27 protein-coding genes and 3 tRNA genes are annotated in these 24974 nt (G+C 62.2%); 20 read left to right on the top strand and 10 right to left on the bottom strand.

All coding sequences use genetic code 11. The features are described 5' to 3' along the window. Nucleotides 1-6: 6 nt before the first annotated feature. A complete protein-coding gene (locus N7568_RS13800) occupies nt 7-516 on the bottom strand; it encodes a metallopeptidase family protein (RefSeq protein WP_261610372.1) in 510 nt (169 codons plus the stop codon). Between the two features lie 100 nt (nt 517-616). Here N7568_RS13800 and N7568_RS13805 point away from each other — a divergent pair, with 100 nt between their 5' ends. Next, a complete protein-coding gene (locus N7568_RS13805) occupies nt 617-1540 on the top strand; it encodes a PfkB family carbohydrate kinase (protein WP_261610373.1) in 924 nt (307 codons plus the stop codon). A gap of 7 nt (nt 1541-1547) precedes the next feature. On the opposite strand, the gene N7568_RS13810 is transcribed toward N7568_RS13805, so the two are convergent. After that, nucleotides 1548-2489, bottom strand: coding sequence for a DMT family transporter (locus tag N7568_RS13810; RefSeq protein ID WP_261610374.1), 942 nt, complete (start codon nt 2487-2489; stop codon nt 1548-1550). A 317-nt stretch (nt 2490-2806) separates the two neighbouring features. On the opposite strand from N7568_RS13810, the gene N7568_RS13815 reads away from it, so the two are divergent. From N7568_RS13815 to N7568_RS13825, 3 genes are all read left to right on the top strand, one after another. Beyond that, nucleotides 2807-2879: transfer RNA gene (locus tag N7568_RS13815), tRNA-Glu, on the top strand. Nucleotides 2880-2963: 84 nt separating this feature from the next. After that, nucleotides 2964-3037, top strand: a tRNA-Asp gene (locus tag N7568_RS13820). A gap of 46 nt (nt 3038-3083) precedes the next feature. Next, nucleotides 3084-3159, top strand: a tRNA-Phe gene (locus tag N7568_RS13825). 219 nt (nt 3160-3378) lie between these two features. On the opposite strand, the gene N7568_RS13830 is transcribed toward N7568_RS13825, so the two are convergent. Together N7568_RS13830 and N7568_RS13835 are read right to left on the bottom strand one after the other, a co-directional pair. Continuing rightward, nucleotides 3379-4263, bottom strand: a complete 885-nt coding sequence (locus N7568_RS13830; protein ID WP_261610375.1) for a hypothetical protein — start codon at nt 4261-4263, stop codon at nt 3379-3381. A gap of 70 nt (nt 4264-4333) precedes the next feature. Further along, entirely contained in the window at nt 4334-5002 is a 669-nt protein-coding gene (locus tag N7568_RS13835) for a DUF6318 family protein (RefSeq protein WP_261610376.1), read from the bottom strand. A 172-nt stretch (nt 5003-5174) separates the two neighbouring features. On the opposite strand from N7568_RS13835, the gene N7568_RS13840 reads away from it, so the two are divergent. The 11 genes from N7568_RS13840 to N7568_RS13890 all read left to right on the top strand — a co-directional run bounded on the left by N7568_RS13840 (nt 5175) and on the right by N7568_RS13890 (nt 14752). Next, nucleotides 5175-5705 carry a hypothetical protein gene (locus N7568_RS13840; protein WP_261610377.1) on the top strand — a complete coding sequence of 177 codons (531 nt, stop codon included), beginning with the start codon at nt 5175-5177 and terminating at the stop codon, nt 5703-5705. A gap of 92 nt (nt 5706-5797) precedes the next feature. After that, nucleotides 5798-6244 carry an Asp23/Gls24 family envelope stress response protein gene (locus tag N7568_RS13845; protein WP_261610378.1) on the top strand — a complete coding sequence of 149 codons (447 nt, stop codon included), beginning with the start codon at nt 5798-5800 and terminating at the stop codon, nt 6242-6244. Beyond that, complete coding sequence (locus tag N7568_RS13850) at nt 6241-6432, top strand: DUF2273 domain-containing protein (protein ID WP_261610379.1); 192 nt, start codon at nt 6241-6243, stop codon at nt 6430-6432. Before N7568_RS13845 ends, N7568_RS13850 begins: the two co-directional genes overlap by 4 nt. Then, a complete protein-coding gene (locus N7568_RS13855) occupies nt 6429-6809 on the top strand; it encodes a hypothetical protein (protein ID WP_261610380.1) in 381 nt (126 codons plus the stop codon). The genes N7568_RS13850 and N7568_RS13855 overlap by 4 nt, the downstream gene beginning before the upstream one ends. Then, a complete protein-coding gene (locus tag N7568_RS13860) occupies nt 6806-7444 on the top strand; it encodes a DUF6286 domain-containing protein (protein WP_261610381.1) in 639 nt (212 codons plus the stop codon). The genes N7568_RS13855 and N7568_RS13860 overlap by 4 nt, the downstream gene beginning before the upstream one ends. Further along, entirely contained in the window at nt 7441-8052 is a 612-nt protein-coding gene (locus N7568_RS13865; RefSeq protein ID WP_261610382.1) for a hypothetical protein, read from the top strand. Before N7568_RS13860 ends, N7568_RS13865 begins: the two co-directional genes overlap by 4 nt. A gap of 101 nt (nt 8053-8153) precedes the next feature. Further along, complete coding sequence (locus tag N7568_RS13870) at nt 8154-8489, top strand: hypothetical protein (RefSeq protein WP_261610383.1); 336 nt, start codon at nt 8154-8156, stop codon at nt 8487-8489. A gap of 168 nt (nt 8490-8657) precedes the next feature. Next, on the top strand, nt 8658-9302 hold the full coding sequence (locus N7568_RS13875; RefSeq protein WP_261610621.1) for a DNA alkylation repair protein: 645 nt from the start codon (nt 8658-8660) through the stop codon (nt 9300-9302). 192 nt (nt 9303-9494) lie between these two features. Continuing rightward, complete coding sequence (gene betT / locus N7568_RS13880; RefSeq protein ID WP_306422917.1) at nt 9495-11666, top strand: choline BCCT transporter BetT; 2172 nt, start codon at nt 9495-9497, stop codon at nt 11664-11666. Continuing rightward, nucleotides 11663-13168, top strand: a complete 1506-nt coding sequence (locus tag N7568_RS13885; RefSeq protein WP_261610384.1) for an aldehyde dehydrogenase family protein — start codon at nt 11663-11665, stop codon at nt 13166-13168. Before betT ends, N7568_RS13885 begins: the two co-directional genes overlap by 4 nt. Nucleotides 13169-13171: 3 nt before the next feature. Beyond that, entirely contained in the window at nt 13172-14752 is a 1581-nt protein-coding gene (locus N7568_RS13890) for a GMC family oxidoreductase (protein ID WP_261610385.1), read from the top strand. Between the two features lie 73 nt (nt 14753-14825). On the opposite strand, the gene N7568_RS13895 is transcribed toward N7568_RS13890, so the two are convergent. Continuing rightward, entirely contained in the window at nt 14826-15227 is a 402-nt protein-coding gene (locus N7568_RS13895) for a helix-turn-helix domain-containing protein (RefSeq protein ID WP_261610386.1), read from the bottom strand. Nucleotides 15228-15478: 251 nt separating this feature from the next. On the opposite strand from N7568_RS13895, the gene N7568_RS13900 reads away from it, so the two are divergent. From N7568_RS13900 to N7568_RS13915, 4 genes are all read left to right on the top strand, one after another. Continuing rightward, complete coding sequence (locus N7568_RS13900; protein ID WP_261610387.1) at nt 15479-16825, top strand: ABC transporter substrate-binding protein; 1347 nt, start codon at nt 15479-15481, stop codon at nt 16823-16825. Between the two features lie 96 nt (nt 16826-16921). After that, nucleotides 16922-17887 (top strand): carbohydrate ABC transporter permease, encoded by a 966-nt coding sequence (locus N7568_RS13905; protein WP_261610388.1) that lies wholly within the window; start codon nt 16922-16924, stop codon nt 17885-17887. Further along, a complete protein-coding gene (locus N7568_RS13910) occupies nt 17884-18846 on the top strand; it encodes a carbohydrate ABC transporter permease (protein WP_261610389.1) in 963 nt (320 codons plus the stop codon). The genes N7568_RS13905 and N7568_RS13910 overlap by 4 nt, the downstream gene beginning before the upstream one ends. Before the next feature lie 113 nt (nt 18847-18959). Then, the gene (locus N7568_RS13915) at nt 18960-20012 is read left to right on the top strand and encodes a LacI family DNA-binding transcriptional regulator (protein ID WP_261610390.1); all 1053 of its coding nucleotides are present in this window, start codon (nt 18960-18962) and stop codon (nt 20010-20012) included. Between the two features lie 8 nt (nt 20013-20020). Here N7568_RS13915 and N7568_RS13920 read toward each other — a convergent pair whose 3' ends face one another. The 5 genes from N7568_RS13920 to N7568_RS13940 form a co-directional block, all read right to left on the bottom strand. Continuing rightward, nucleotides 20021-20908 carry a hypothetical protein gene (locus tag N7568_RS13920; RefSeq protein WP_261610391.1) on the bottom strand — a complete coding sequence of 296 codons (888 nt, stop codon included), beginning with the start codon at nt 20906-20908 and terminating at the stop codon, nt 20021-20023. A gap of 36 nt (nt 20909-20944) precedes the next feature. Next, nucleotides 20945-21751, bottom strand: coding sequence for an exodeoxyribonuclease III (locus N7568_RS13925; protein WP_261610392.1), 807 nt, complete (start codon nt 21749-21751; stop codon nt 20945-20947). A gap of 70 nt (nt 21752-21821) precedes the next feature. Continuing rightward, a complete protein-coding gene (locus N7568_RS13930; RefSeq protein ID WP_261610393.1) occupies nt 21822-22388 on the bottom strand; it encodes an HdeD family acid-resistance protein in 567 nt (188 codons plus the stop codon). Between the two features lie 26 nt (nt 22389-22414). After that, nucleotides 22415-23041, bottom strand: a complete 627-nt coding sequence (locus tag N7568_RS13935; RefSeq protein WP_261610394.1) for a response regulator — start codon at nt 23039-23041, stop codon at nt 22415-22417. After that, nucleotides 23038-24210 carry a sensor histidine kinase gene (locus tag N7568_RS13940; protein ID WP_261610395.1) on the bottom strand — a complete coding sequence of 391 codons (1173 nt, stop codon included), beginning with the start codon at nt 24208-24210 and terminating at the stop codon, nt 23038-23040. The genes N7568_RS13935 and N7568_RS13940 overlap by 4 nt, the downstream gene beginning before the upstream one ends. Before the next feature lie 188 nt (nt 24211-24398). Here N7568_RS13940 and N7568_RS13945 point away from each other — a divergent pair, with 188 nt between their 5' ends. Continuing rightward, nucleotides 24399-24974, top strand: coding sequence for a GlcG/HbpS family heme-binding protein (locus tag N7568_RS13945; RefSeq protein ID WP_261610396.1), 576 nt, complete (start codon nt 24399-24401; stop codon nt 24972-24974).

Consider the following 24974-nt stretch of genomic DNA (forward strand, 5'->3'; position numbering starts at 1 on the left):
ATAAGGCTAGCCCCAGCCGAGCTCATGCAAGCGGTCGTCGTCTATCCCGAAGTGGTGCGCGATCTCGTGGACCACAGTGATGGCCACTTCATCAATGACCTCTTCCCGCGTGCCGCAGATGTCCAGGATCGGCTGCCGGTAGATGGTGATCCGGTCCGGTAGGGAACCGGCCTCCCACCAGGAATCACGTTCGGTCAGCGGCACGCCCTCGTAGAGTCCCAACAACACAGTGTCCGGATCTTCGCCGGGTTGCGGCGTGTAGTCGTCCTCAATGAATATCGCTACGTTGTCCATGGCGCTGGCCGCTTTGGGCGGGATCAGTTGGAGGGCATCGCTGACGGCCTCTTCGAAATCCTCGGGCGACATTTCGAAAGGCCGGGCCACTCCAGCTGCGTATGCCTCGTCAATTTGGCCGTGCTCAACCGGACTGTGCACCGCGTTCCGTTCCTGGAGCGGCGATGACGGGCGATCGCCGTCCGGAACTATGGGAAGGCCGGGAGGAAGATTCGCGGGCATGATTCGACTTTAGTCCGCGAATGCCGCAATAGCGCGGTGTGTGATGAGAGATACTGAAAACCAATCCTCTTTTCGACTTTTCGACAGACACAGGAACCGCATGACCGGCATCCCTTCCCCCGCGCCTGAGCCCCTCGACGTCGTCGTTGTTGGTGAGGCGTTGATCGACATCGTGCAGTCCTCCGATGGACAGGTGGAGTACCCCGGTGGTTCGCCGGCCAATGTCGCCTATGGTCTTGGCCTCTTGGACGTAAAGACAGGATTGCTGACAGCCATTGGCCGTGATGAACGTGGCGACGCTATCGCCGCCCATCTGCAGAGTGCGGGCGTGGTGCTGTTGCCAGGGTCCATGTCACTGGGCAAGACCGCGACGGCGACGGCCCTGATAGCTGCCGACGGTTCGGCCGATTACACCTTCGATATTGACTGGGCCTTGGCCCCGTTGGCACTGCCTTATGCACCGAGGATCCTGCACACGGGTTCCATCGCCACGTTCCTGGAGCCCGGCGCAAGCGTGGTCCGGAGTTTGCTGGAGCAAGCCCAGGGCGGGTGCATGGTCACCTACGACCCCAATATCCGCGCCGATCTTCTGGGAAGCCACCACGAGGCACTCGCCCTGTTCGAGGAAATAGTGCCGCTGACCGACGTCGTAAAGCTCAGCGGCACCGACGCCCGCTGGCTGTATCCGGGCAAAGCGCTCGAGGATACGGCGAACCACCTCCTCGCCCTGGGCACCGGATTGGCTGTGGTGACCCAAGGGGTCAAGGGTTCGCTCATGGCCACCCGGCACATACAGCTCAACGTCCCGGCCGTCCCGGCCACTGTCGCGGACACCATCGGCGCCGGCGACTCCTACACGGCTGCGCTCATAATGGGGCTGCTGCTACGTGGCAGCGACGGACTGGCTCCTACCGTCATGGAACGGATCGGCACCATTGCATCCATGGCCGCCTCGATTGCCGTGGGACGCCCGGGAGCCAACCCGCCAACACACCGCGAACTCTTGGCTGGCATGGCCCGCTAACGGTGAGCTAGCGGGTCCGACGCCGGGTCAGGCCCACGCCGATCAGGCACACTACGCCACCAATCAGTCCCCAGATTGTGGGGACCTCTTGAAGTACGGCCCACGAAATCAGGATGGTGGTGCCCGGCACCAGGTACGTTGTGGCGGCCAGCTTTCCGGCCGAGATCAGGGAGAGCGCGTATGCCCAGGTGGTGAACGCGATGGCTGTGGGGAAGATGCCCAGATAGATCAGGCCCAACGTTGCAGGGAGCGGTGCCGCTTGGACTTCGGAAATCAGCTGGCCTGTCCACGGCAAGCAGCAGATCGCGCCGACCATGATCCCGAACCATGTCGCTTGGCCTGCCGTGAACTTCCGGAGCACGGGCTTCTGCAGGATCGCGCTCACCGAGGCGAGCACAGCGGCAAGCAAACACAGCAGCACACCGGCGACATCCGCCGTCGAACGCTGCCCGGAACCCAAGGCGATCATTGCGACGCCGCAGAATGCCACGCCGCTGCCGATCAGCAGCCACCGCGGGAAGCCCTCCTTGAGGAAGACTCCTGCAAGGATCGCGATCAGGATGGGCGAGACGTTGATCAGCATGGCGCTGGTGCCGGCGTCGAGCATGTGCTCCGCGGCGTTCAGTGCAACGTTGTAGCCGCCGAACCACATCACTCCGTAGGCAACGATCGGCAACCATTCCCGGCCGCTTGGCCAGACCTTCAGCGTCGGCAGCACCACGATTCCAAGCACGACGGCGGCAACCGCCAACCGTCCGAGCGTCAAGGAACCGGGGGAGAAGCTGGGGCCGACTGCACGGATGCCTACAAACGCCGACGCCCACAGGACGACGGTGATGAGGACCGCCGCGATGCCGAGTTTGCTGATGCCCGACGCCGGCGCGGGGGTGGTGCGCGGTGGCAAGTCCGGGGAAGGCTGGCCGGGTTCGGCCGGGGAGGTGGTTGTCATAAGGCCAATCTAGCCGTCGCACAGCGAAGGCGGCTGGCGGTTTTCGGACGCCTCAGGACAAGATCCTGCCAATCTTTGGTGGCCGGGATGGTTGATTTGGTGAGTGCGCTCGCGAGGGGTGGGCCTTCGACTCTTCCAAGCACCGAGAGTTCGCCCCTCGATGAGCCTCAGCTCGGCGTCCCTGGACCGTCCGCAGACCTCGATTTGGGAATATCGCCATCTATGCTCTAAAGTTTTAGAGTCCAGTTCGGACGAGCGAGACACGGAAAGAACGCGTAAAGCGTCGCTTTTCCTTGCAGAATCCGAATTGAGTTCAGGCCCCCATCGTCTAGCGGCCTAGGACACCGCCCTTTCACGGCGGCGGCACGGGTTCGAATCCCGTTGGGGGTACGCAAGGAAGTGGTAAACCGGATGAAAAAAGTCTGGTAAGCTAGAAGCCTTGAAAAAAACGCGGTAGAGATACTGCAAACGCAAGGCCCTGTAGCGCAGTTGGTTAGCGCGCCGCCCTGTCACGGCGGAGGTCGCGGGTTCAAGTCCCGTCAGGGTCGCTCTGAGCGCCGAAGAAATTCGGTTCTCAAGGTGACATGTCACCTAGGCTCTGTAGCTCAGTTGGTAGAGCGTTCGACTGAAAATCGAAAGGTCACCGGATCGACGCCGGTCGGAGCCACCACTGGGAAGCATCAGTTCTTCGGAACTGGTGCTTTTCTTCTTTTAACCCTTTGTCCGGGTTTCAACCGACGTTCGAGCGTGTGCCGCCACGACCCACTTTGATTCTTCGGGTCCATGACGCGCCGCAATTCTCCGTGTGTCAAAGCTCATAGCTGTTCAAAGTTGGTGGTGACGGTACGTATTTCCTCGTCTTTCCTCGTCGTTGCCGCCGATCAGCTGCCTACCGTGCCGATTCTGCGCCGGGGCAGCCCCAGGAGTTGGGGTTTTCCTGGCAGGTGTCGGCGACGAGTGCTCTTTCTGTTTTCCAGACCTGGATGGTTTTGGCCGGTGTGGTGAGGTCCAGGGTTCCGTTGATGGGCAGGGGTGGGCCGTTGTTGACGGAGTAGGTTCCGGTGAAGCTGGTGGTGAGGGCGGCTTGGTAGTTGCCGGTTTCGGTGTAGATGTGGCTGGTGCGCGTGTCGTTGGTGAGCCATTCGGTTTGGGGGATGGAGTAGCCGGCCCCCGGTGTTGGTCCAAGGGCTGTTCCGTCGCCGTAGGTGTAGGTGTAGCTGGCGGGTGTTGCGGTCAGGTGCACGGTTTGGCCGAGGATGGTGACGTCGAAGCCCTGTTCTCCTGCGGTGGCGTAGAAGTTGGTGGGTCCGCCTTTGAGGGTGTGCGGGAACGGTTGGGCTTCGAGGTTTCCGGGGTTGATGGGTAGTTGGCGGAAGTCGTTGAGGATGCGGGCGGCGATGTTGGCCAGGACGTTTTCGGGTTGGGCGTCGTACAAGCACGTGGGTCCGCTGACGGGGATCCAGTCGGTCCATCCGGGGTTGGTGATGGCTTTGGGTGCCTCTTTCCAGATGACCGGTGTGCCTTCGTCCCCGCCGGGGGTGGTTGCCGGGCATTCGAGGGCGTCGCAGCCAGGGTCCTTGGTGTCGGGCCCGTCGGAGCGGCAGTGGGTATCAGCCATGTACTGGTTCGGGTCAACCGCCGTGGACGAAGTCGCCGTACCGCTGAGGGCCGGAGAAGATGTCCCTGTGGTTGGGTCGAACACCCAACGGGACCCCACATCGATGGTCCCGGCTGCTCTGTTCGTAGATGCCCAATCGTCATCTGCATGAGCCATTTGAACTGGCATTGAATTGGTGAGCACGGCTGCGGTTAGGCCAAGGCTCAGAATTTGGCGACAGGCTTTGTCAACGAATGACACCGATGTCCACAACTTTCCACGTCGAATCGAAACTGGCGGCGATAACAAACGCGTCATTCGTTGCCGGGTCCGCTGGGCGCCCTTCCGTGCCGTCTGCGTTGTAGTAAGTGATCGCTTCTTGGATAACTTGGACGTTGGCTTGATGGGTGGCCTCCCCGGAGTTCCACGAGACATCAATTCTCGGGGTACTTACCTTCCCGCCTACAATCCACCGGCCATCCCTGGAGCCATCCAAGGCGGCCTTTTGGAATTGGGTACAAGCTTTGCATTCGGGGGTACTCAGAGTGCTTAGCCCGGAGATATCGCCGGTCTCATCGGCATAGTTACCGACCTCATACCAGTACCCAATAAACGCCTCCAACCCCGCCTTCGAGTTCTCCTTTGCCAGCTCGGGCATCACGGGCACAGGGACGTTCTGGGCCTTGCCCTTCGCATCGGCGGGCTTGTAGACAGCGGACGCTGAAGGGGTGGGAGAACCCGGGGGAGGAGTGGAGCTTACGGCGGGGGACGCCGTCGTCGAGCCCGTTTCGGAAGGTGAGCCGCTGGGGGTGGAGCCGCCTTGGCAGCTGCAAAGAAGCAACGCCAGTGTCATGCCAATCACTGCCGCGGTCCGGGCTCGGGCAGAAGGAAAAGTGGCAGACGAAAGGCGTGGCATGGCAAGCTCCCCAGCAGCTGTTTTGGTGACGTGTCGGCCAGTCTAGGTGGGGCGAATGGGCCCACCACAGTCACGAACCCGGGCTTGTGGATAACCTGGCTCTGTTCACGGCATGGGGGTGGGCGTATTCTTGCCTCGCCGGCTCGTCATCGCACTCATCTATGGGGGAACCATGGTTACCATTTCACGTTCGAGTACGCCCAAGCCTGGCCGCCTCATTCCGGTAGCCCTCCTGATAGCCACCCTCACGCTCAGTGCCTGCTCCTTCCCGGCACCGGTTGCGCAGTCGTCGCCCAGTCCGTCGTCGGAGGCGCCGGCGGCGGAGGTGGGCACAACCTCCGCCGCGCCCACAAGCGCAAGCCCGGACACAACGGCGAGTCCCGGCACGTCCACCGGAACCGGCGGGGTCTACGGTGAGTTCCCGTCGATGTCGGAAGCGTGTCTTTCCGTCAGTGCCACGATGCTGAGTGTCACCATCCTGCCGTTGGCAGGACTGGTGGGCGGGAATCCTGAGGACATCGACAAAGCCAAGCGGGAACTGTCCCAGATGCAGGGCAAGGTACCGGACGAACTGAAGCCGGCATTCGAGAAGCTGCGGGCCTTCACGGAGGCTGCGGGCTCAGACTTCAGCAAGTACGGGGACGGACAGTTCGAAGAGCTGATGAAACCCATCCAGGACTGGACGGACAAGAACTGCACGTAGCCGCCGCCGCGCGCACTCCCTTCTCTCCGACGCTTCTCCCAAAGCGTCGGAGCTAGACGCTAGGGTGGTACTCAAGAGAAGGGGAGTGCTCCATGGAAGACCAGAACGTGCAGCTTGATCCCGTGCCCGGGGGCGAAATCCTCGGTACCGGACGCACCATTATCTCCGAGGCCGCCGTGGCTAAAGTTGCAGGCATCGCTGCCCGCACAGTGCCCGGCGTCTACTCCTTGGGGTCAGGCCCATCACGTGCTCTCGGCGCAATTCGCGATGCTGTTGGCAGTTCGGACCACGCGGCCGGTGTCCGTGCCGAGGTGGGCGAAACCCAAGTGGCCGTGGATATCAATCTGGTAGCCCTCTATGGACACCCCCTGCATGGCGTCGCCAACCAGGTCCGGGCCGCCGTTTACCGGGCCGTGGAAGAACTCGTCGGCCTGCAGGTCATCGAAGTGAACATCGAAATCAACGATGTCTTTATCGCCCCACCGGCCAAACCCGCCGGAACCAAAACTGCGGTAGTTGAAAGGGAGGCACTCCAATGAGCTTGACCGTTGTGGGTATTGCGATCGGCGCCTTTGTGGCGTTTATGTCCCTCTCGTTCGGGTTGTGGGGCTTCCTTATCTCCCTGCTTTTTATGGGTATCGGTGCGTTCCTTGGCCGCGCCGCTGACGGCAAGCTGGATCTCCGGAGCGTCCTTGACGCCATTACGGGCCGGCGCTCCTCGTCATGAGCGTGGCTGAGGCTGTGGAATCCACCAGCAGCCTGGCCGGCCACAACCGGATCAGTACCCAGGCATTGACATCGTTGGCCCGAGCCGCTGCCGCCGAGGCTCTGGGCGTTGCGCCGGGCGATATCCGCGCTGATTGGGCGGACGACGACGGCCTGCTGGCTTTGTCGATCGTGGCACCTATCAGCATCCCGGCTTTGAACGAAGTACTGCGGAACCCGCAGCGGGTCCAAGGCTTCGGCGGATCCATCTGGGACCGTGCAGTAGCGGCAAAAGCATCGGTGCTGGAGACCCTCACCCGACTCAGCGGATCGCAGCTCAGCCGGGTGGACATCAGGATCAGCGGAGCGCACGTTTCGGAGGGAGGGCGCGTTCAGTGACACAGGATCAGACTGACATTGTGGATGACACAGCACCAGGCGTCAGGCCGGTGGCTGGCGAGGACCCAGCCATGACCCGCATTCTTCGCCGGGAGACCCATTCGTCACGCGCCGGGGCGGCCGGGATTGCAGCGGTCCTGGTGATACTCCTTTGCGTTTACGCGTTGCTTGAAGCCGGTGTTCGTGCCGTTGGACAACCTCCATGGCTGATCGAACCCACCACAGCAGCCGAGCGCATCATCGCCCTCCCGGACGGGATTTCGCCGTTGCTGCTCGGTGCGGGTGGCGCAGTGATAGCCATGATCGGTTTGTTCTTCCTCCTGCACGCAGTGCTGCCTGGCAGGCGTGCCCGCCATTTGCTGCGGGACCCGCGCACTGCCGTCGTGGTTGATGATGAAGTACTCGCTTCGGCTCTGGCGCGTCGGGCCCGGACAGCCGCGAATGTGTCGCAGGAACAGGTCATGGTGATTGTGTCCAGGCAATTAGTGGTGGTCAACGTGCGGCCTACCTCCGGGAGCCGTGTCAGCGAGGAATCCGTGCTGGCCGCCGTGCAGGCTGAGTTGGAGGAAATGTCGCCTGTGCCCATGCCGGCTGTTCGGGTGAACGTGGCGGCGTCGGGGGTGGTCGGAGCGTGAACGGCACACCCCGGGCCCTCAACCGGGTTCTCCTTTTCATCATTGGTGCGACGCTTCTGGCCGTCGGACTGCTGCTTCTATTGCTCGCTACCGTGCCAGCCGTTGCTACCTGGTGGCACGGCTGGTCCGCCGCTGTCTGGGCGGGGGCAGAGGACCTCTTCCGGCAAACGCGGCTACCCGGGCGCCAGGAGAGCTGGCTGTGGATTGTGGCCGGAGTGATCCTGGTGGCCATCATCATCGCGATGGTCGCCTGGCTCTCGCAGCAAGGTAAGGGCCGGGCGAACCTTCTGGTGGCCAGCGACGACGACAGCGACGTCGACGGCGAAGTCAGGATAGGCGGCGCTGTCGCCGAACAAGCACTCAGAGCCGCGTTGTCCGAAAGGACCGACCTCGCAGGTGCCTCCGTTGCCACCTATGAGGTGGAGGGGCAAGCTGGCCTGCGCATACGAATCCAACCCCGGCAGGGCGTTGCACCGCACATCCTCGCCGCTGAAGTCTCGCAACTGGTCGAGGCCCTGGACCTTGTGATCGGACAGAAGACCCCAGTGCTGGTGCATATGATTTCCGGCGCCCGGTCCAGGTTCACCAAGGCCGAAAGGGTTCGCTGACGTTGCCAAATCAACGCCGGTGCCCATAGTTTGAGTTCAAAGGGGGAGCACCTCCCTTTGAACGTGTTGTCACAGTTCCAACCGTCACAGAGGAGAGCACTATGAGTGAAGAGACCACCGGCGCCGAAGCGGCAAACGGGGCGGCAGAAAACGCGAAGGATTTCGCTGGCGAGGCCGTTGAAAACGTCAAGGAATTTGCTGGCGACGCCGTTGAGAACGCCAAGGAGTTTGCAGGTGCAGCGGCTGAGAACGTGAAGGAATTTGCTGGCGAAGCCACCGAAAACGTCAAGGAGTTCTTCTCCGGTGACGTCGGAGAGAACGCCAAGGAACTGGCAGAAGATGTCGCTGGGAAGTCCAAGGAGATCGCCGGGGATGCGGCCGAAAATCTCAAGGACCTCGGTTCAAAGATCGCCGGCATGTTCAAGGGTGAAAAGTAACCCGGCCCACTGCTCCACACCCGGGATGGCAGCTCTCAGCCGATGCGGAAGCACGGTGATGACCTGCCATCCCTCCCCTTTTAACGAGTAGCCTGAGGTTCACACTCGACGGACAGGAGGTAGCCGGTGGCTGAAACAGCGGTGTTCGATTCGACGGTGGCCGGTGTGATGGCTGAGCTTGCCGGCTTGGAGGATCCCCGTGCCCGAGAGGTGAACGAGAAACACGGCGACGATCACGGCGTGAATCTCGGCAAACTGCGTGCTGTGGCGAAAAGGCTGAAAACACAGCAGGACCTCTCCAAGGAACTTTGGGACACGGGCGATACCGCAGCCCGGTTGCTCTCACTCCTGATCTGTAAACCCAAGGCGTTCGGACGCGATGAACTGGACCGCATGCTGCGGGAAGCACGTACTCCCAAGGTGCAGGACTGGCTGGTGAACTACGTGGTGAAGAAGAGCCCGCACTGCGAGGACCTGCGCCAGGAATGGTTCGCTGACGCTGACCCTGTAGTGGCGAGTGCGGGGTGGGCGCTGACGTCCGAGCGGGTCGTCAAGAAACCTGAGGGCCTGGCCTTGGAGCAGCTGCTGGACACCATCGAAGCCGAGATGAAGGAAGCCCCAGATCGCCTTCAATGGGCCATGAACCACACGTTGGCCCAGATAGGGATTGAACACCCTGGCCTCCGTGCCCGTGCCTTGGGTATCGGCGAACGCCTGGAGGTCCTCAAGGATTATCCGACGCCGCCTAATTGCACGTCCCCCTTTGCCCCCAGTTGGATCAACGAGATGGTCCGCCGCAAAGCGGGCACGTAGCAAATAGCGGGGGACGCCCTGCGGAATCCGGGGTGGGTGCATAGTGACAGGACTCATATAAATCGACCCTTTCCGTAGTGCGTTGGTAGCGTCGAAAGCCAAGCCAGACTCACGATGATGCGGGCTGACGTATCCATGGGCACGCCCAGGGAGCCACGTCTGCACTAAGCCTCAAAACTGAAATGGACCCCGATGAGCCAGAATTCGAAACCCCCTGCGGGCTCCGCAGGGGCTCAATCTGAAGAAAACAAGCTGCCACAAAACGCCGCCGGAATGGCTGGCGCGGCACCTGAAGCCAAGACCCGTGTGAACAAGACCGTCTTTTTCGGTTCCGCTATTGGTGTTGTGGCTATCGCCCTATGGGCTATTTTCGCCAAGGAGAACGCCGATGCCGTGATCGGCGCCATGGTGTCCTGGGTATCCACGAATATGGGTTGGTACTACTTCCTGATCGTCACTGCCGTGGTGGTCTTTGTCTTGGTGGTGGCCTTATCCCGGGTGGGCAAGACCAAGCTGGGGCCGGACCATTCCAAACCGCAGTTCGGCATGTTCACTTGGGCTGCCATGCTGTTCGCGGCCGGAATCGGAATCGACCTGATGTTTTTCTCGGTCTCCGAACCCGTGAGCCAGTATCTGGCACCGCCACAAGGTGAGGGCGGAACGGCTGAAGCCGCCCGGCAGGCCTTGGTGTGGACGCTCTTTCACTACGGAATTGCGGGCTGGGCCTTGTACGCCTTGATGGGGCTGGCCCTTGGCTACTTCTCCTATCGCCACAACCTGCCGCTCAGTATCCGATCCGCCCTGTATCCGATTTTCGGGAAGAAGATCGAAGGGCCCGTGGGACATGCGGTGGACATCGCCGCGCTGCTGGGCACCATCTTTGGCATCGCAACGTCATTGGGCATCGGCGTCGTGCAGCTCAACTACGGACTCAACTTCATGTTCGGGATTCCGGAGAACCTGGCGGTGCAGATCGGCCTGATCGCATTGTCCGTGGTGATGGCCACGGTTTCCGTGGTGGCCGGCGTGGAAAAGGGAATCCGTCGCCTGTCCGAGCTCAATGTGATCCTGGCACTGGCATTGATGCTATTTGTCCTGGTGACGGGTAAGACCAACTTCCTCTTGGACGGCATTGTCCAGAACATCGGCGATGTCATCAGCCGATTCCCCGGAATGACCCTGGATACGTTCGCTTACGACAGGCCAACGGATTGGCTGAACGCCTGGACCCTGTTCTTCTGGGCCTGGTGGATCGCGTGGGCGCCCTTTGTGGGACTGTTCCTGGCCCGGATCTCCCGCGGCCGCACCATCCGCCAGTTTGTGCTGGGCACCATGACCATTCCCTTCATGTTCATCCTGTTGTGGATCTCCGTGTTCGGAAACTCCAGCCTGGATCTGATCATGAACGGAAACGCTGCCTTTGGGGAGGCGGCCATGAGCCACCCGGAACGGGGCTTCTACAGTCTCCTGGCCGAATTCCCTGCTGTTCCCGTCACTGCTGCGGTGGCAACGTTCACCGGCCTGCTGTTCTACGTGACCTCGGCTGATTCCGGCGCGCTGGTGATGTCCAACTTCACGTCCCATCTGAAGGATGCCGATTCTGACGGACCGGAATGGATGCGCGTGTTCTGGGCTGTGGCCACGGGCCTGCTGACGCTCGCCATGTTGACCGTGGGCGGTGTGGCGACACTGCAGAACGCCACGATTGTCATGGGATTGCCGTTGTCGCTGCTGCTGGTATTGATCATGCTGGGGCTGTACAAGGCGCTGAGAGTGGAGAACACCCTCAATGACAGCTACCGAGCCAGCCTGCCTGGCATCATCACGGGGCGCTCCAGCGATCAGCGGAGTGGGCGCACGTGGCGCCAGCGGCTCTCCCGGGCCATGAGCTACCCCGGCCGCAAGCAGACCACACGCTTTGCCGATACCGTGGCTATCCCGGCCCTGCAGGAAGTCGAGGCCGAACTGAAGGCCCAAGGTGCCGAGACTGCCCTGACGATAGCCACCGTAGAAGCCTGTGGCATCCAAAGCATCGACCTGCAGCTGGCCATGGGGGAGGAACGGCCCTTCAAGTACCAGATCTACCCGGTCCAGTACGAGACGCCCAGCTATGCCACCCGTCGCGTCGATCCGGATGACCACTACTACCGGATGGAGGTGTTCTCCCTGGAAGGCAGCCGCGGCTACGACCTCATGGGATACACCAAGGAGCAGGTCATCACGGACGTCCTTGACCACTACGAACAGCACCTTGAATTCCTGCACCTGAACCGTGCAGCCCCTGGAATCACCGTGATGGTGGAGGACCAGGTGGCTAAAGACAATTGGGAATCTGACTTCGAAACGCAGGAGGAAACTAAATGAGCACCGAAACGCTTTACATCGGCGGCAACTGGACTGCAGCATCCGACGGCGGCACCCGGGAAATCCACTGCCCCGCCGACGGCGAACTGGTGGGTACCGTCTCTGAGGGAACGGCCGAGGACTCCGCACGCGCCGTCGAGGCCGCCAGGGCGGCGTTCGACTCGGGCGAATGGTCGGGAAAATCCCCCCTGGAGCGGGGTTCCTTCCTGATCAGCGTCGCGAACAGGTTGCGCGAACGTAAAGACGAATTTGCCCGGGCAGAGACGCTCGACACTGGGAAACGCCTGGTGGAGAGCGAAATCGACATGGACGACATCGCCAATTGCTTCGAGTACTTCGGGAAGCTCTCCGGCCAGGAATCCGGACGGATGGTGGACGCCGGAAGCGCAACCGTAGTGAGCCGGATCGAGTACGAGCCCGTAGGCGTTTGCTCGCTGATTGCGCCATGGAACTATCCGCTCCTCCAAGCGTCCTGGAAGATCGCACCGGCGTTGGCCGCAGGCTGCAGCTTTGTCCTGAAACCCAGCGAGCTTACCCCGCACACCTCCATCCTCATGATGGACGTTCTCCAGGAGTTGGGACTTCCTGCCGGAGTTGCCAACCTGATCCTGGGTGCAGGCAAGACGGTGGGCACCGTCCTCTCAAGTCACCCTGACGTTGACCTGGTGTCCTTCACCGGCGGTTTGGAAACCGGGAAGACGATTGCTGCCTCGGCCGCAGCATCGGTCAAGAAGGTGGCGCTGGAACTGGGCGGGAAGAACCCCAACATCATCTTTGCCGACGCCGACTTCGACGCAGCATTGGACAATGCACTCAATGCCGCGTTCGTGCACTCCGGCCAGGTTTGCTCGGCTGGTGCCCGGTTGATCGTGGAAGAATCCATCTCGGAGAAATTCGTGGACGAACTGGTGCGCCGCGCGGAGCAGATCCGTTTGGGTGGACCCTTCGATCCCGCGGCCGAGACCGGACCGCTGATCTCCGCAGCACACCGGGACAAGGTCACCGCCTACGTGGACAAGGGCGTCGCAGAGGGTGCACGCCTGCGCTGCGGCGGAAAATGGGGCGAGGGCGATCTGGAGAAGGGCTTCTATTACCTCCCCACCATCCTGGACCAGGTCAAGAGCGGCATGTCCGTCGTGGTGGATGAGGCCTTCGGCCCGGTGGTGACGGTGGAAACCTTCAGTACGGAAGAAGAAGCCATCAAGATCGGCAACGACACCCACTACGGCCTGGCTGGTGCTGTCTGGTCGCAGGACGCGGGAAAGACCCAGCGCGTGGCCCGGGCCCTGCGCCACGGCACTATCTGGATCAACGATTTCCACCCGTACTTGCCGCAGGCGGAATGGGGTGGCTTTGGCCAGTCCGGCGTTGGGCGTGAGCTCGGCCCCACAGGCCTGGCCGAGTACCAGGAAGCCAAGCACATTTACCAGAACATCGACCCACAGGTGACGGGCTGGTTCAAGGACCACGCCGCCACTGATGCACTGACAGACGGGAAGTGACGCATGACATCCGAGGCAAAGACTGAGTTCGACTACATCGTGGTTGGCGGCGGCTCTGCCGGCGCAGCCGTGGCATCGCGCCTGAGCGAGGACCCCTCCCTTGAGGTGGCACTGGTGGAGGCCGGACCGGACGATCGCGGGATTCCCGAGATTCTCCAACTGGACCGCTGGATGGAGCTGCTGGAATCAGGCTACGACTGGGACTACCCCATCGAGGAGCAGGAGAACGGCAACTCGTTCATGCGCCATGCCCGTGCCAAGGTGATGGGCGGCTGCTCCAGCCACAACTCGTGTATTGCCTTCTGGGCACCCCGGGAGGACATTGACGAGTGGGAGCAGAAGTTTGGTGCCACAGGATGGAACTCGGAGATGGCTTTCCGCCTGTTCAAGCAGCTGGAAAGCAACGAGGACGCCGGGCCGGACGCTCCGCACCATGGAGACAGCGGCCCTGTGCACCTGATGAACGTCCCGGCATCCGATCCCACGGGCCGCGCATTGCTGGATGCCTGTGAACAGTCCGGCATCCCCAAAGTGCACTTCAATACTGGCGAGACTGTGATCAACGGTGCCAGCTTCTTCCAGATCAACCGACAGGCTGACGGCACCCGCGCGTCGTCGTCTGTGTCCTACATCCACCCGATCATGGAGCGGGAGAATTTCACGCTCCTGACGGGACTTCGCGCCAAGGAACTCACTTTCGACGCCGACAACCGCTGCACGGGCGTGGCCGTGGTGGACAACGCTTTTGCCAGGACCCATCACCTGACAGCGCGCTCCGAGGTGATTGTCTCCACGGGCGCGATCGATTCTCCCAAGCTCCTGATGCTCTCCGGCATAGGCCCGGCTGCCCAGCTTGAGGGGTTCGGCATCCCGGTACGCGTTGATTCCCCTGGCGTGGGCGAACACCTTCAGGACCATCCGGAGGGGGTTATCCAGTGGGAAGCCAAACAGCCCATGACGGAGACGTCCACGCAGTGGTGGGAGGCCGGCATTTTCACTACGACCGAAGAGGGCCTGGACCGGCCGGACCTGATGTTCCACTACGGGTCCGTGCCTTTCGATATGCACACGCTGAGGCAAGGATTCCCGACGACGGAGAACGGCTTCTGCTTGACGCCGAACGTCACGCACGCCCGTTCCCGGGGCACGGTAAGGTTGCGCAGCCGCGACTTCCGCGACAAGCCGAAAGTGGATCCCCGCTACTTCACCGACCCGCATGACATGCGTGTCATGGTTGCCGGGATCAAGAAGGCCCGTGAGATCGCGGCCCAGCCCGCCTTGGCGGAGTGGGTGGGCACGGAGCTGTACCCTGGCGAGGACGTCCAGAGCGACGAGCAGATCGCGGACTACATCCGCGCTACCCACAACACCGTGTACCACCCGGCTGGAACGGTGCGGATGGGCGCGGTTGAGGATGCCATGTCTCCGCTGGACCCCGAACTCCGGGTAAAGGGCGTCACCGGACTCCGGGTTGCTGACGCTTCCGTTATGCCGGAGCTGACTACCGTGAACCCCAACATCACCACCATGATGATCGGCGAGCGGTGCGCGGAGTTGGTCCGCGAGGCACGGCAGGCCTCATAAACCAGCCAATGCCCTGACAGCCAAAAGGGCGGCTCCCACGCTTGGGGAGCCGCCCTTTTTCGTGCCCGGATACCTAGCCCCGGTTGCGGTGCATCATCCGGTACGTGAGTTCGGCGAGGAGCTCCTCATCGGAAAGGTGTGACGCGCGGGCGATGGGTGCTGCCGGAACCGTTACACGGGGCGGTCCCTGCCGGGCTTCGTCTCCCGAGCGCATGTCGTCCGGAGTGATCATGTCCGGGGCAAAGGTGGACTTTCCCTTGAGAACCTCTGAAACCGACCCTGCCCGCCAACCCAAGGCGTGCTCAAGCTTGCGCTGATTGATTTCCTGGGTGCGCCGCGTTCCCGATTCCAGCGTGCGGACGGTCTTGATGGCGGTACCAGCCTGCTTGGCCAACTGAACCTGGCTCAATCCTTGGGCCAAGCGTTCTTCTTTGATCAATCGGCCGATAGTCTGCAGTGCTTCGAGTTCATCCACACTTCCTACCTTTCCATAGGCAACATTGGGTAATCAAATCGAAGCGGCCTCCAGTTGGCGGGGGTATCCGCTCCGCTGCCCCGCCGCAAGACCCCGCGGAGGCCTTCTCGTTGAGGCCGACAGGTTACTTGGTATCGATGCGATTACGTTCGGTGTAAGCGCTTGCATTTCGACGCCCATCCTCGCTAGTGTGAGCGTCACCACATCAATTGCGCCCCCGAATCACTTGTACTCAGCGAGGAGTCTTTAGCATGAAGAAAACCAAGTACCTGCTACCGGTCGCAGCCGCCGGTGTTCTGGCACTTACCCTTTCCGCCTGCAGCGGAGATGGTGGCGGTGGGGGATCTACCGCCGGCTCGGATGATTGCTCCGCCTACGAAAGCTATGGCAAGCACGACGGCAAGACCGTCTCCGTCTACTCGACAATCGTCGATATCGAAGCAACCAACCTCGAGGAATCCTGGAAGCAGTTTGAATCCTGCACCGGCATCACCGTCAAGTATGAGGGCAGCAAGGAATTTGAAACGCAGATCGGCGTGCGTGCCCAGTCCGGCACCGCCCCTGACGTTGCCATCTTCCCGCAGCCTGGTCTCCTTGCCACCCAGGTCCGGGCCGGTTACCTGAAGCCCGCTCCGCAGACCGTGTCCGATTTGGTGGACAAGAACTGGTCCCCGGACTGGAAGAAGTACGGCACGGTGGATGGCAAGTTCTACGCCGCTCCGATGCTCGCCAACGTCAAGGGCTTCGTTTGGTACGCACCCAAGACGTTCAAGGACAAGGGCTGGGAAGTCCCCAAGACGTGGGACGAAATGATCGAGCTGTCCAAGAAGATCGCGGCAGATGACAAGAACATGAAGCCGTGGTGTGCAGGCTTCGAATCCGGCGAGGCCACGGGCTGGCCCGGCACGGACTGGATCGAAGACGTCGTCCTGCGTGAACACGGCCCCGAGGTTTACGACCAGTGGGTAGCCCACCAGATTCCGTTCAACGACCCCAAGATCGTGGATTCGTTTAACAAAGCCGGCGATATCCTGCTCAACCCGGACATGGTCAACGGTGGCTTCGGTGACGTCCGGTCCATCTTGAGCACCGGTTTCGCCCAGGCCGGCCAGCCGGTCCTTGACGGCACCTGCGCCATGCACCACCAGGCCAACTTCCAGGCTGCCAACTGGCCTGCAGGAACAAACGTTTCAGAGGACGGCGACGTCTGGGCCTTCATCACCCCGCCGATTGACGAAAGCAAAGGCAAGGCAGTCACCGGTGGCGGCGAAATGGTTGGCGCGTACAAGGACACCCCTGAGGTTCAGTCCTTCCTGGCATACCTGGCCAGCGCCGACTTCGCCAACAACCGCGTCAAGCTCGGCGGCGTAGTCAGTGCAAACAAGGGCCTGGATCCCGCCAACGCGCAGTCTGACCTTGACAAGCTGACCGTCCAGATCCTCCAGGACCCGGACACGGTGTTCCGTTTCGACGGCTCGGACCTGATGCCGAGTGCCGTTGGCGCCAACTCGTTCTGGAAGGGCATCGTGCAGTGGATCAACGGCACATCCTCCCAGGAAGTTGCCAACAGCATCGAATCCAGCTGGCCTAAGAGCTAACTCCCAGAGTGCTGCCTCCCCTGACTGGTGCGCCCAGCCGGGGAGGCAGTGCTTTACCCGGAACTTAGTGATTCACTCACGCCCCGGAGGTTGGGTATGGAATTTATTGGAGAAAAACTCCTACAAGTAGTGATAGCCCTGGCGATTTTCGCTGCGGTCATCGGCCTCATCATGTTGCTGGTGGACAGGGCACCTAAATCAGTCAAAGACAAGGTCACGGTGGCGGGCTTCCTTGCCCCTGCCGCCATCCTGATGCTGGTGGGCCTGGTCTATCCGGCCATCCGCACGTCGATGCTCGCTTTTACGGACGCCGGCGGAAATGCCAACGGGTTCGACAACTTTGTATGGATGTTCACGCAGCCCGAGGCGCTGACCACGCTTCGGAACACGGTCATCTGGACAGTCCTGGTTCCGCTGCTGTCCACGAGCTTTGGCCTTGCCTACGCTGTGTTCATTGATAAGGCACGCGGCGAGCGGGTGCTGAAGTCGCTGGTCTTCATGCCGATGGCAATCTCTTTCGTGGGTGCCGGCATCATTTGGAAGCTCGTGTACGACTACCGCGGTCCGAACATCGAGCAGACCGGTGTCATCAACTTCTTCAGGGTTGCCCTGGGAATGGACCCCAAGCAGTTCCTGCTGGACGCCCCGGAAAACACCATCTTCCTCATCATTGTGATGGTCTGGATCCAGACCGGTTTTGCCATGGTGATTTTGTCCGCGGCCATTAAGGGTGTTCCGGTGGAACTCATCGAAGCAGCCCGCTTGGACGGTGCCAACGCATGGCAGCAGTTCCGGAACGTCACAGTACCCGGCATCCGGGGAGCCCTGGTGGTGGTCCTGACCACCATTACCATTGCCACGCTGAAGGTCTTCGACATTGTCCGGACCATGACCGCCGGCAACTATGACACCTCGGTGGTGGCCAATGAAATGTACACCCAGGCTTTCCGGGCCGGTGAACCTGGACGTGGTGCCGCTTTGGCTCTGGTCCTGTTCCTGATGGTCCTGCCCATCGTCGTGTACAACGCTCGAGTCCTTCGCAAGCAAAGGGAGATCCATTGACAGCCACGCCAGCCCCGAAAGAGGCCTCCAAGGCCACCCGGCAGCGTCCTGGATCCGACCCCACGGAGGACGCCCAGCCCATCATGCGCCGCGTCAAGACCAAGCTCACTTCCAAGTGGGCAACAGCGGCAGCGATCATCATCGCCGTCGTATGGTCTGTGCCGACGTTCGGTCTCTTCGTCACCTCGTTCCGTCCTGCCGCCAAGCAGGTAGGTCCCCGGTCCGACGGCTGGTGGAATGCCTTCGTCGACTGGCAGTTCACGTTCAAGAACTACGCTGACGTCCTTACCCCGGCGGGCTCGCAGTCAGCCAATCTTTCCCAGTACTTCGTGAACTCCATTGCGATCGTCATTCCCGTCACCATCTTTGTGCTGGTGCTCGCGTCCATGGCTGCGTATGTGTTCGCCTGGGGAAAGTTCAAGGGCCGCGACGCGTTGTTCATCTTCGTCTTTGCCCTGCAGATCATTCCGCTTCAGATGGCGCTGATTCCGTTGCTGCAGTTCTTCACGCAGACACTGCACCTGCCTGCCGGTTCCTACGCCCAGCTGTGGATCGCCCACACCATGTTCGGTCTCCCGCTGGGTATCTTCCTCCTCCACAACTTCATCTCCGAGATTCCCGGTGAAGTCATCGAGGCGGCAAGGGTGGACGGTGCCGGACACAGCACCATCTTCTGGCGGATCATCCTTCCGCTCTCCGTTCCGGCGCTGGCGTCTCTGGCCATCTTCCAGTTCCTGTGGGTCTGGAACGACCTGCTGGTGGCCTTGGTGTTCTCCGGTGGAACAGCGGACGTAGCCCCGATTACGCAGCGTTTGGCGGAGATTTCCGGTACACGCGGCGCCAGGGACTACCTGAACCCGGCGGCAGCATTCGTTTCCATCATCATCCCGCTCCTGGTGTTCTTCGGCCTGCAGCGCTACTTCGTGCGAGGCCTGCTGTCCGGCGGTCTCAAGGGATAACAACTGCACCCTCGGTTGCGCAGCGCATTACGTCGCTGCGTAACCGAGGGCTGCAAACAACAGAACCGCAATTAAGGTGAAGGCGGAGCAACGGCGGCCGGAGAGGGGAGCCTGTGTCACGAACAACGGGTAGGTCCCAACGCGGCGGCCACACGGGCGTCAGTATTGAGGACGTCGCTGCAGCCGCTGGAGTCTCGACGGCGACCGTCTCGCGGGCGGTCCGCGGACTGCCGCGGGTGTCTCCTGCAACCCGCGAGAAGATCCTCGAAGTAGCCAGTTCCCTGGGGTACGTGGCGTCGTCGTCGGCCTCGGGGTTGGCGACGGGCCGCACACGCACCATCGGTGTCCTGGCCCCTTTCGTCAGCCGCTGGTTCTTCTCCAAGGCCATCGAAGGCGCGGACCGGGAGCTGCATTCGCGGAAGTACAACCTTTCCCTGTTCAACCTGGGCGGCCACGGCAGCAACCGTGAGCGGCTCTTCAGCTCCACCATGGTCTACAAGCAGATTGATGCCCTGCTGGTGCTGTGTATGTCCTTGACCGAGGAAGAGTTGGAGCACCTCCACAAGATCGACATCCCGCTGGTAGTGGTCGGCGGCCATGTTGAGGACTGTGCGTACATCGGCATCAACGACTACGACGCCGCGTCAACCGCGGTGCGGCATCTCCTGGACCTCGGCCACAAGGACATCGCCCTGCTCCATGGCGACGACGAAACGGACCTGAACTTCGATGTTCCCCGCGTGCGGATCCGCGCCTTCCAGGAAGTAATGACCGACGCCGGGCTGGAAGTCCGCCCCGAATGGGACCAGTGGGGCGATTTCACAGTTGCCAGCGGCCAGCAGGCCTTCAACAGGCTCTGGAGCCAGCCGGGGCGCAAGCCCACGGCCATCTTCTGCTCTTCAGACGAGATGGCGATGGGCGTTATTTTCGAGGCGGGCCGCCACGGGGTCAGGGTGCCGCAGGATCTCTCGGTCATCGGCATTGACGACCACGACTTCTCGTCCTCCATTGGCCTGACCACCGTGGGCCAACGGCCCGACAACCAGGCCGAACTTGCCACGAAAATGCTCCTGGACGAGCTGGACGGCAACCCCGAAGCCGTGCATTCGGAAGTTGCCCCCCACGAGTTGATCGTGCGCGAGACAACGGCGCCGCCCAGCGCATAGTGCACCGGCTAGGAAGCGCGGGCCAACTGACGGATGGGGATCCACCGCGAGGCGAGGCGCCGGTAGGCGGCAGCCGCGCCGGTCATGTCGCCCTCAGCCAGGCACTCGATGCCCAGCCGCACATCCATGGGCGACTCGTCCGGGTACACCTTGTCAGCCACGGCTCCGTAGTCCAGCTCGACCATCGACTGAATGTGAAACAGCTCCAGCCACTCGGTGAGCTGTGTCAGGTCATCCAGCATGTCCAGATCCGGTGCAGCCAGGGCCAGGTTGGCCACGGCGAAGCGCGCCCGGTCCAGGGCTTCTGTCAGGGGAGTCCACACCCGCACGGTCAGAATGCGCCCCTCGGATTCCACCACGTCCTTGCGGTCAGACTCGGCGAAAAGCGAGAACCAACTGAACGGGATTCCCCACGTTGAGGCACGGGTATGGACGCGCTTGGCGTCTTCGCCGGCATTGATGCGATCAATTCTGACTTGGTGCTTGTCCCGTTGCGAAACGGGAATGAGAAGGTCAGCGAGGGGGCTATGCACGCCGTCCATGAGCGCGTTGGCCGCCAAGCCAGCCCGAATCACCAGTTGGCTGGGGCAATAAAGCAGCCGTCCGGCGTCGTGGTCTTCCTTGTCCGTCGCAGCGGCATGCCGCCCAATGGGCACGCGCGTCATACGGACCAGGTCCGTGCGCCCGGTGGGGAACGGATCGCCGCCGGACCGCGTGATGCGGCCCAACGAGGCCTGCAGTTCCGCATTTTCGACGGCGGCCCGGGAACTTATCTTGCCGCCCTCCGCCACCAGCTGGCCCTGCTGCTCAGGCGGAAAGGCTTCGAGGGGCTCGTAAATGCGCAGCGACGAAGAGAACGGCAGTCCCGCCTGGCCCCGATAGAGGTTCCCAGTCATGTCCGGCCGGCTCCTTTCGTCGTGGTGGTCGTGTGGTTAGTCTGCGAGCTCCACAATCACGGGGGCGTGGTCCGAGGCGCCCTTGCCCTTGCGTTCCTCGCGGTCAATGGACGCACCCGTGACCCTCGAAGCCAGCGCCGGGGAGGCGAGGCAGAAGTCGATGCGCATGCCTTCCTTCTTGGGGAAGCGCAGCTGCGTGTAGTCCCAGTAGGTGTAAACGCCCGGGCCGGGGGTGTAGGGGCGGACGACGTCGGTGAACCCGGCGGCCTCGAAGGCGTGGAAGGCCGCGCGCTCGGGTTCGGAGACGTGGGTGTAGTTGTTGTTGCGGAACAGCTCGATGTCCCACACGTCGTCGTCGAACGGGGCGATGTTCCAGTCGCCCATGAGCGCGATCTGGGCCGTCGGATCGGACTTGACCCACTCGGCCGCGTGGCCCTGAAGGACGTCCAGCCACTTGATCTTGTACGGCATGTGTTCGTCATCAAGTGAACGGCCGTTGGGAACGTAGAGGCTCCAGATGCGGATGCCGCCGCACGTGGCTGCGATGGCACGGGCTTCCTGCGCAGGATCCTTGCCTGCCTTGCCGAACGCCGGCTGGTCCAGGAACGTGCGCTCCACGTCGTCCAAACCGACGCGGGAAGCGATGGCAACACCGTTCCATTGGTTCACGCCAAAATGCGCAACCTCGTAACCCATGCGCTCAAAAAGCTCCCACGGGAAGTTCTCGTCCTTGCACTTGGTCTCCTGGATGGCCAGGACATCGCAGTCGCTGCGCTCAAGCCAGGCTTCAACGCGGTCGGCACGGGCGCGGAGGGAGTTCACATTCCAGGTAGCTATCTTCACAGCCACTAACTTACCGAACTTGGCGCTGAGCGCATCCCCTGACGGCTTTTTACTGTGCGGACTCCCGCGGTCAGCGGGCGAACAGCGGCGGTGAAGCAGCCAGTTTCCGGAGCCCTATGCCGGATGCGATGAGCAGCATCCCGGTCAGGATCGCGAAAGCGGCCAGCATCGCCACGAGGCCCAGGATACCCAAGCCCGGGTTGACCAGGACAACGATGCCGAACACGGTGGTGATGAGCCCGGTCAGGAACCAGATACCCCAACTCCGCACGAAGCTCCGTGCGGCCAGGGACAGGACGATTTGTGATAGCCCGAGGACCAGTGCCCACAATCCTATGAGGACGCCTACAGCCGCGGCGGTGAAACCGGGCCAGGCAACTGCCACAATGCCTGCCGCTATGGAGATGAAGCCACCCACCATGGACCAGCGGGAACGGCCCGCGGGATCGTAGAAGTAGTGCGCCACGCTGATGATGCCGTCAATGATCGCGAAGACCCCGAACATCACAACCACCACAAACGCGGTGGCACTCGGCAGGAGAAGGATTAAGAGGCCAAAGACGATGGCGAGGACACCCCGGACGATCAAGGCCGTTCCCGGGGTTTTGAACATTTTGCGATCCGCTGCGTCCGACATACGGTCAGCGTAGCCAACCACGTGTCCTACCGCATCCCCTCGCGCCGTATGGCTGTTGCGATGGCTGCCGCTCGCGTCTCCACGCCGAGCTTCGCGTAGATGTGGGCGAGGTGCGTCTTCACTGTTGCTTCAGAAATGAACAGCCGTTTTCCGAGATCGCGGTTGCTGAGCCCCTCGGTCAGCAGGCTGAGCAACTCGGCTTCGCGAGGGGTGAGGATTTCGTCCGGATTGCGCATTTGTTGGAACAGGCGTGAGGCCACCGGGGCGCTCATCACGCTCTTCCCCTGCACAGCACCCCGGACCGCTGCGAAAATCTCTTCCGGCGCGGCGTCCTTAAGTAGATACCCCATTGCTCCGGCATCCACGGCGCGGACAATATCCGCATCGGAGTCGTAGGTGGTGAAGACGATGACCGCTTGCTTCGGGTGGCGCTGACGGATTTGCTTGATGGCTTCGATGCCGTCCATTCCGGTACCCATGGCCAAGTCCATGAGGATTACTGCAGGTGAGTGCTGTTGGGCCGCTTCCACAGCTTCCTCACCGGAAGAGGCTTCACCGACGACGGCGATATCGGCTTGGGTGCCCAACAACGCCTTGAGTCCGCTCCGGACAACGGTGTGGTCGTCCACGAGGAGGACGGAGATGGTGTTCACAGGGCCTCCTTGGCAACGTTTGCCGGGGCTGCCGGCGGGATCACAGGCAGTTGCGCCGCGATGATGGTGCCTTCACCCGGCATGCTTTCCACTGACAACTCTCCGCCCAACTGTTCCACACGCTGCCGCATGGCCCGCAAGCCGTATCCTCCGGTTTCCGACGGCGGCGGCACCGTTCCGGGATCAAAGCCGCGGCCGTCGTCGTACACGTCCAAGGTGACGGCCTCCGGAAGGTACCCGAGGGTCACGCTGGCGTGGTCTGCGTGGGAATGCAGTTTGATGTTGGCCACGGCGCTCTGGGTGACGCGGAGCAGGGCATGCCGTACTTCGGAGGGAAGCGGTTGCGGGTCCCCGGTGACGTGGATGCTGACGGTCTCAAAGTACTGCCGTGCCGCGTGCTCCAAGGCCTCGGGAAGAGGTCCCGTTTCGAGGCCAGGAGCGGAGAGTTCGTGCACCAGGCTACGGGTATCGGCCAGGTTGCGCCTCAACAGATTGCTTGCTCTGCGTACGTCATCATGGGCAGTTTCAGCCGGCCAGGAGCGCTGGGCTGCCTCGAGGAGGAGCAGGCTGCTGGCCAGCCCCTGCGTCACGGTGTCGTGGATTTCACGTGAAACGCGCTCGCGCTCGGCAGCGATTCCTGCGGCGCGTTCGCTGGAGGCGAGTCGCTCCTGGTCGCGCTCGATCTTGTCGTAAATCAACGTGAGCAGGGCTCCGGCGGCGAGGGGGCCCAGCAGCATGGCGACATCCGTCCAGTCGCTCATCCGGAAGAGCCCGACGGCGGTGGCGGCCGCCGTCGCGCCGCCCGCCACGTACCCCGCCCATCCGCGGAAGGCTGTACGCGTCAGGAAGAAGATGGCGAACGAACACCAGGCGAAGCTCGGGGCGACGATAACCAGCGCCGCCCATGCTGCCACCAGGGCGATCATCCAGGGAATCCACAATGGTCGCCGCTGAACGGCGCGTCGATGGGCCACCACGGCGGTCACCGCATACAACACGCACACTGACCCGGCCAGGGCCACCGTCCACAGGTTGTCTGCGGGGGAGTGGCGCATCACGTACCGGACTGCCGAGGCAACCATCAGGACGGCGAAGCCCAGGTGCACCACGGCGTCAATGCGGCTGTCGATCCGGCTGCCCGGCCCGGGCCGTGGAGGAGCAGTTGGCATGGGGTGTTCCCGATTCCGTTGGGGGCGTTCTTTCCATGCTAGGTCCCTTGCCGTTGTTGGTCTCTCCACCTTTTGGCTGATACGGCCGGCGAAAGGTATGAGCCCGGCGCCTGCTTCGGGCCGATGCCGCAGCGGTTCCGTCCCGGGAGCATGGAGGTGTACCCGATGCTTACTATGAGGAGAATTCCGTGAAGAAGTCCAACAAGATGATTGCCGCTGCCGCTGCCGGAGCACTGTTGCTCACCGGCGGAATCACGGCCGTAGCCAATGCCGTGGCACCGGCGGCCGCACCCGTTGCCGCGCCGGCGAAGGTTGCCGCAGATGTTCAGCCTGCACCGGAGAACGTCGTTGCCCAGAACCGCATCACCGTGGGCGCCTCGAGCAAGGCCGTCAACGCTGCGCTTGCCAAGTGCCAGGCGGACAAGCTGCCGTTCGTGACTGTGGCTCTGGTTGACCGTTTCGGCACCGTCCAGGCCCTGCTCCGCGGCGACAACGCTGCCGAGCACACCATCGAAGCCGCCAAGCAGAAGGCCTACACGGCTGCAGCCTTCGGTGCTCCCACCAGCGAACTCGCCAAGCGCATCAACGGCAACGGCCCGTCCATCGCCGACCTCCCCGGCACGCTCTTCCTGGGCGGCGGCGTCCCGCTCAAGGTCAACGGTGTTTCGGTGGCAGGCATCGGCGTCGGCGGCGCTCCCGACGGCGCGCTCGACGAAGCCTGCGCCACCGCGGGTGCTGAGGCCCTGGCCGTGGCAGCGAAGTAG

The organism is Paenarthrobacter aurescens, assembly GCF_025421775.1.
Taxonomy (GTDB): domain Bacteria; phylum Actinomycetota; class Actinomycetes; order Actinomycetales; family Micrococcaceae; genus Arthrobacter; species Arthrobacter aurescens_B.

Bases quoted from the DNA above. Each gene is read 5' to 3' on its own strand.
- N7568_RS13855 (WP_261610380.1), top strand. From the start codon at position 6,429: ATGAGCGTGGCTGAGGCTGTGGAATCCACCAGCAGCCTGGCCGGCCAC.
- N7568_RS13845 (WP_261610378.1), top strand. From the start codon at position 5,798: ATGGAAGACCAGAACGTGCAGCTTGATCCCGTGCCCGGGGGCGAAATC.
- N7568_RS13890 (WP_261610385.1), top strand. From the start codon at position 13,172: ATGACATCCGAGGCAAAGACTGAGTTCGACTACATCGTGGTTGGCGGC.
- N7568_RS13905 (WP_261610388.1), top strand. From the start codon at position 16,922: ATGGAATTTATTGGAGAAAAACTCCTACAAGTAGTGATAGCCCTGGCG.
- N7568_RS13835 (WP_261610376.1), bottom strand. From the start codon at position 5,002: ATGCCACGCCTTTCGTCTGCCACTTTTCCTTCTGCCCGAGCCCGGACC.
- N7568_RS13800 (WP_261610372.1), bottom strand. From the start codon at position 516: ATGCCCGCGAATCTTCCTCCCGGCCTTCCCATAGTTCCGGACGGCGAT.
- N7568_RS13940 (WP_261610395.1), bottom strand. From the start codon at position 24,210: ATGCCAACTGCTCCTCCACGGCCCGGGCCGGGCAGCCGGATCGACAGC.
- N7568_RS13930 (WP_261610393.1), bottom strand. From the start codon at position 22,388: ATGTCGGACGCAGCGGATCGCAAAATGTTCAAAACCCCGGGAACGGCC.
- N7568_RS13850 (WP_261610379.1), top strand. From the start codon at position 6,241: ATGAGCTTGACCGTTGTGGGTATTGCGATCGGCGCCTTTGTGGCGTTT.
- N7568_RS13830 (WP_261610375.1), bottom strand. From the start codon at position 4,263: ATGGCTCATGCAGATGACGATTGGGCATCTACGAACAGAGCAGCCGGG.
- N7568_RS13840 (WP_261610377.1), top strand. From the start codon at position 5,175: ATGGTTACCATTTCACGTTCGAGTACGCCCAAGCCTGGCCGCCTCATT.
- N7568_RS13805 (WP_261610373.1), top strand. From the start codon at position 617: ATGACCGGCATCCCTTCCCCCGCGCCTGAGCCCCTCGACGTCGTCGTT.
- N7568_RS13885 (WP_261610384.1), top strand. From the start codon at position 11,663: ATGAGCACCGAAACGCTTTACATCGGCGGCAACTGGACTGCAGCATCC.
- N7568_RS13920 (WP_261610391.1), bottom strand. From the start codon at position 20,908: ATGACTGGGAACCTCTATCGGGGCCAGGCGGGACTGCCGTTCTCTTCG.
- N7568_RS13875 (WP_261610621.1), top strand. From the start codon at position 8,658: ATGGCTGAGCTTGCCGGCTTGGAGGATCCCCGTGCCCGAGAGGTGAAC.
- N7568_RS13900 (WP_261610387.1), top strand. From the start codon at position 15,479: ATGAAGAAAACCAAGTACCTGCTACCGGTCGCAGCCGCCGGTGTTCTG.
- betT (WP_306422917.1), top strand. From the start codon at position 9,495: ATGAGCCAGAATTCGAAACCCCCTGCGGGCTCCGCAGGGGCTCAATCT.
- N7568_RS13870 (WP_261610383.1), top strand. From the start codon at position 8,154: ATGAGTGAAGAGACCACCGGCGCCGAAGCGGCAAACGGGGCGGCAGAA.
- N7568_RS13810 (WP_261610374.1), bottom strand. From the start codon at position 2,489: ATGACAACCACCTCCCCGGCCGAACCCGGCCAGCCTTCCCCGGACTTG.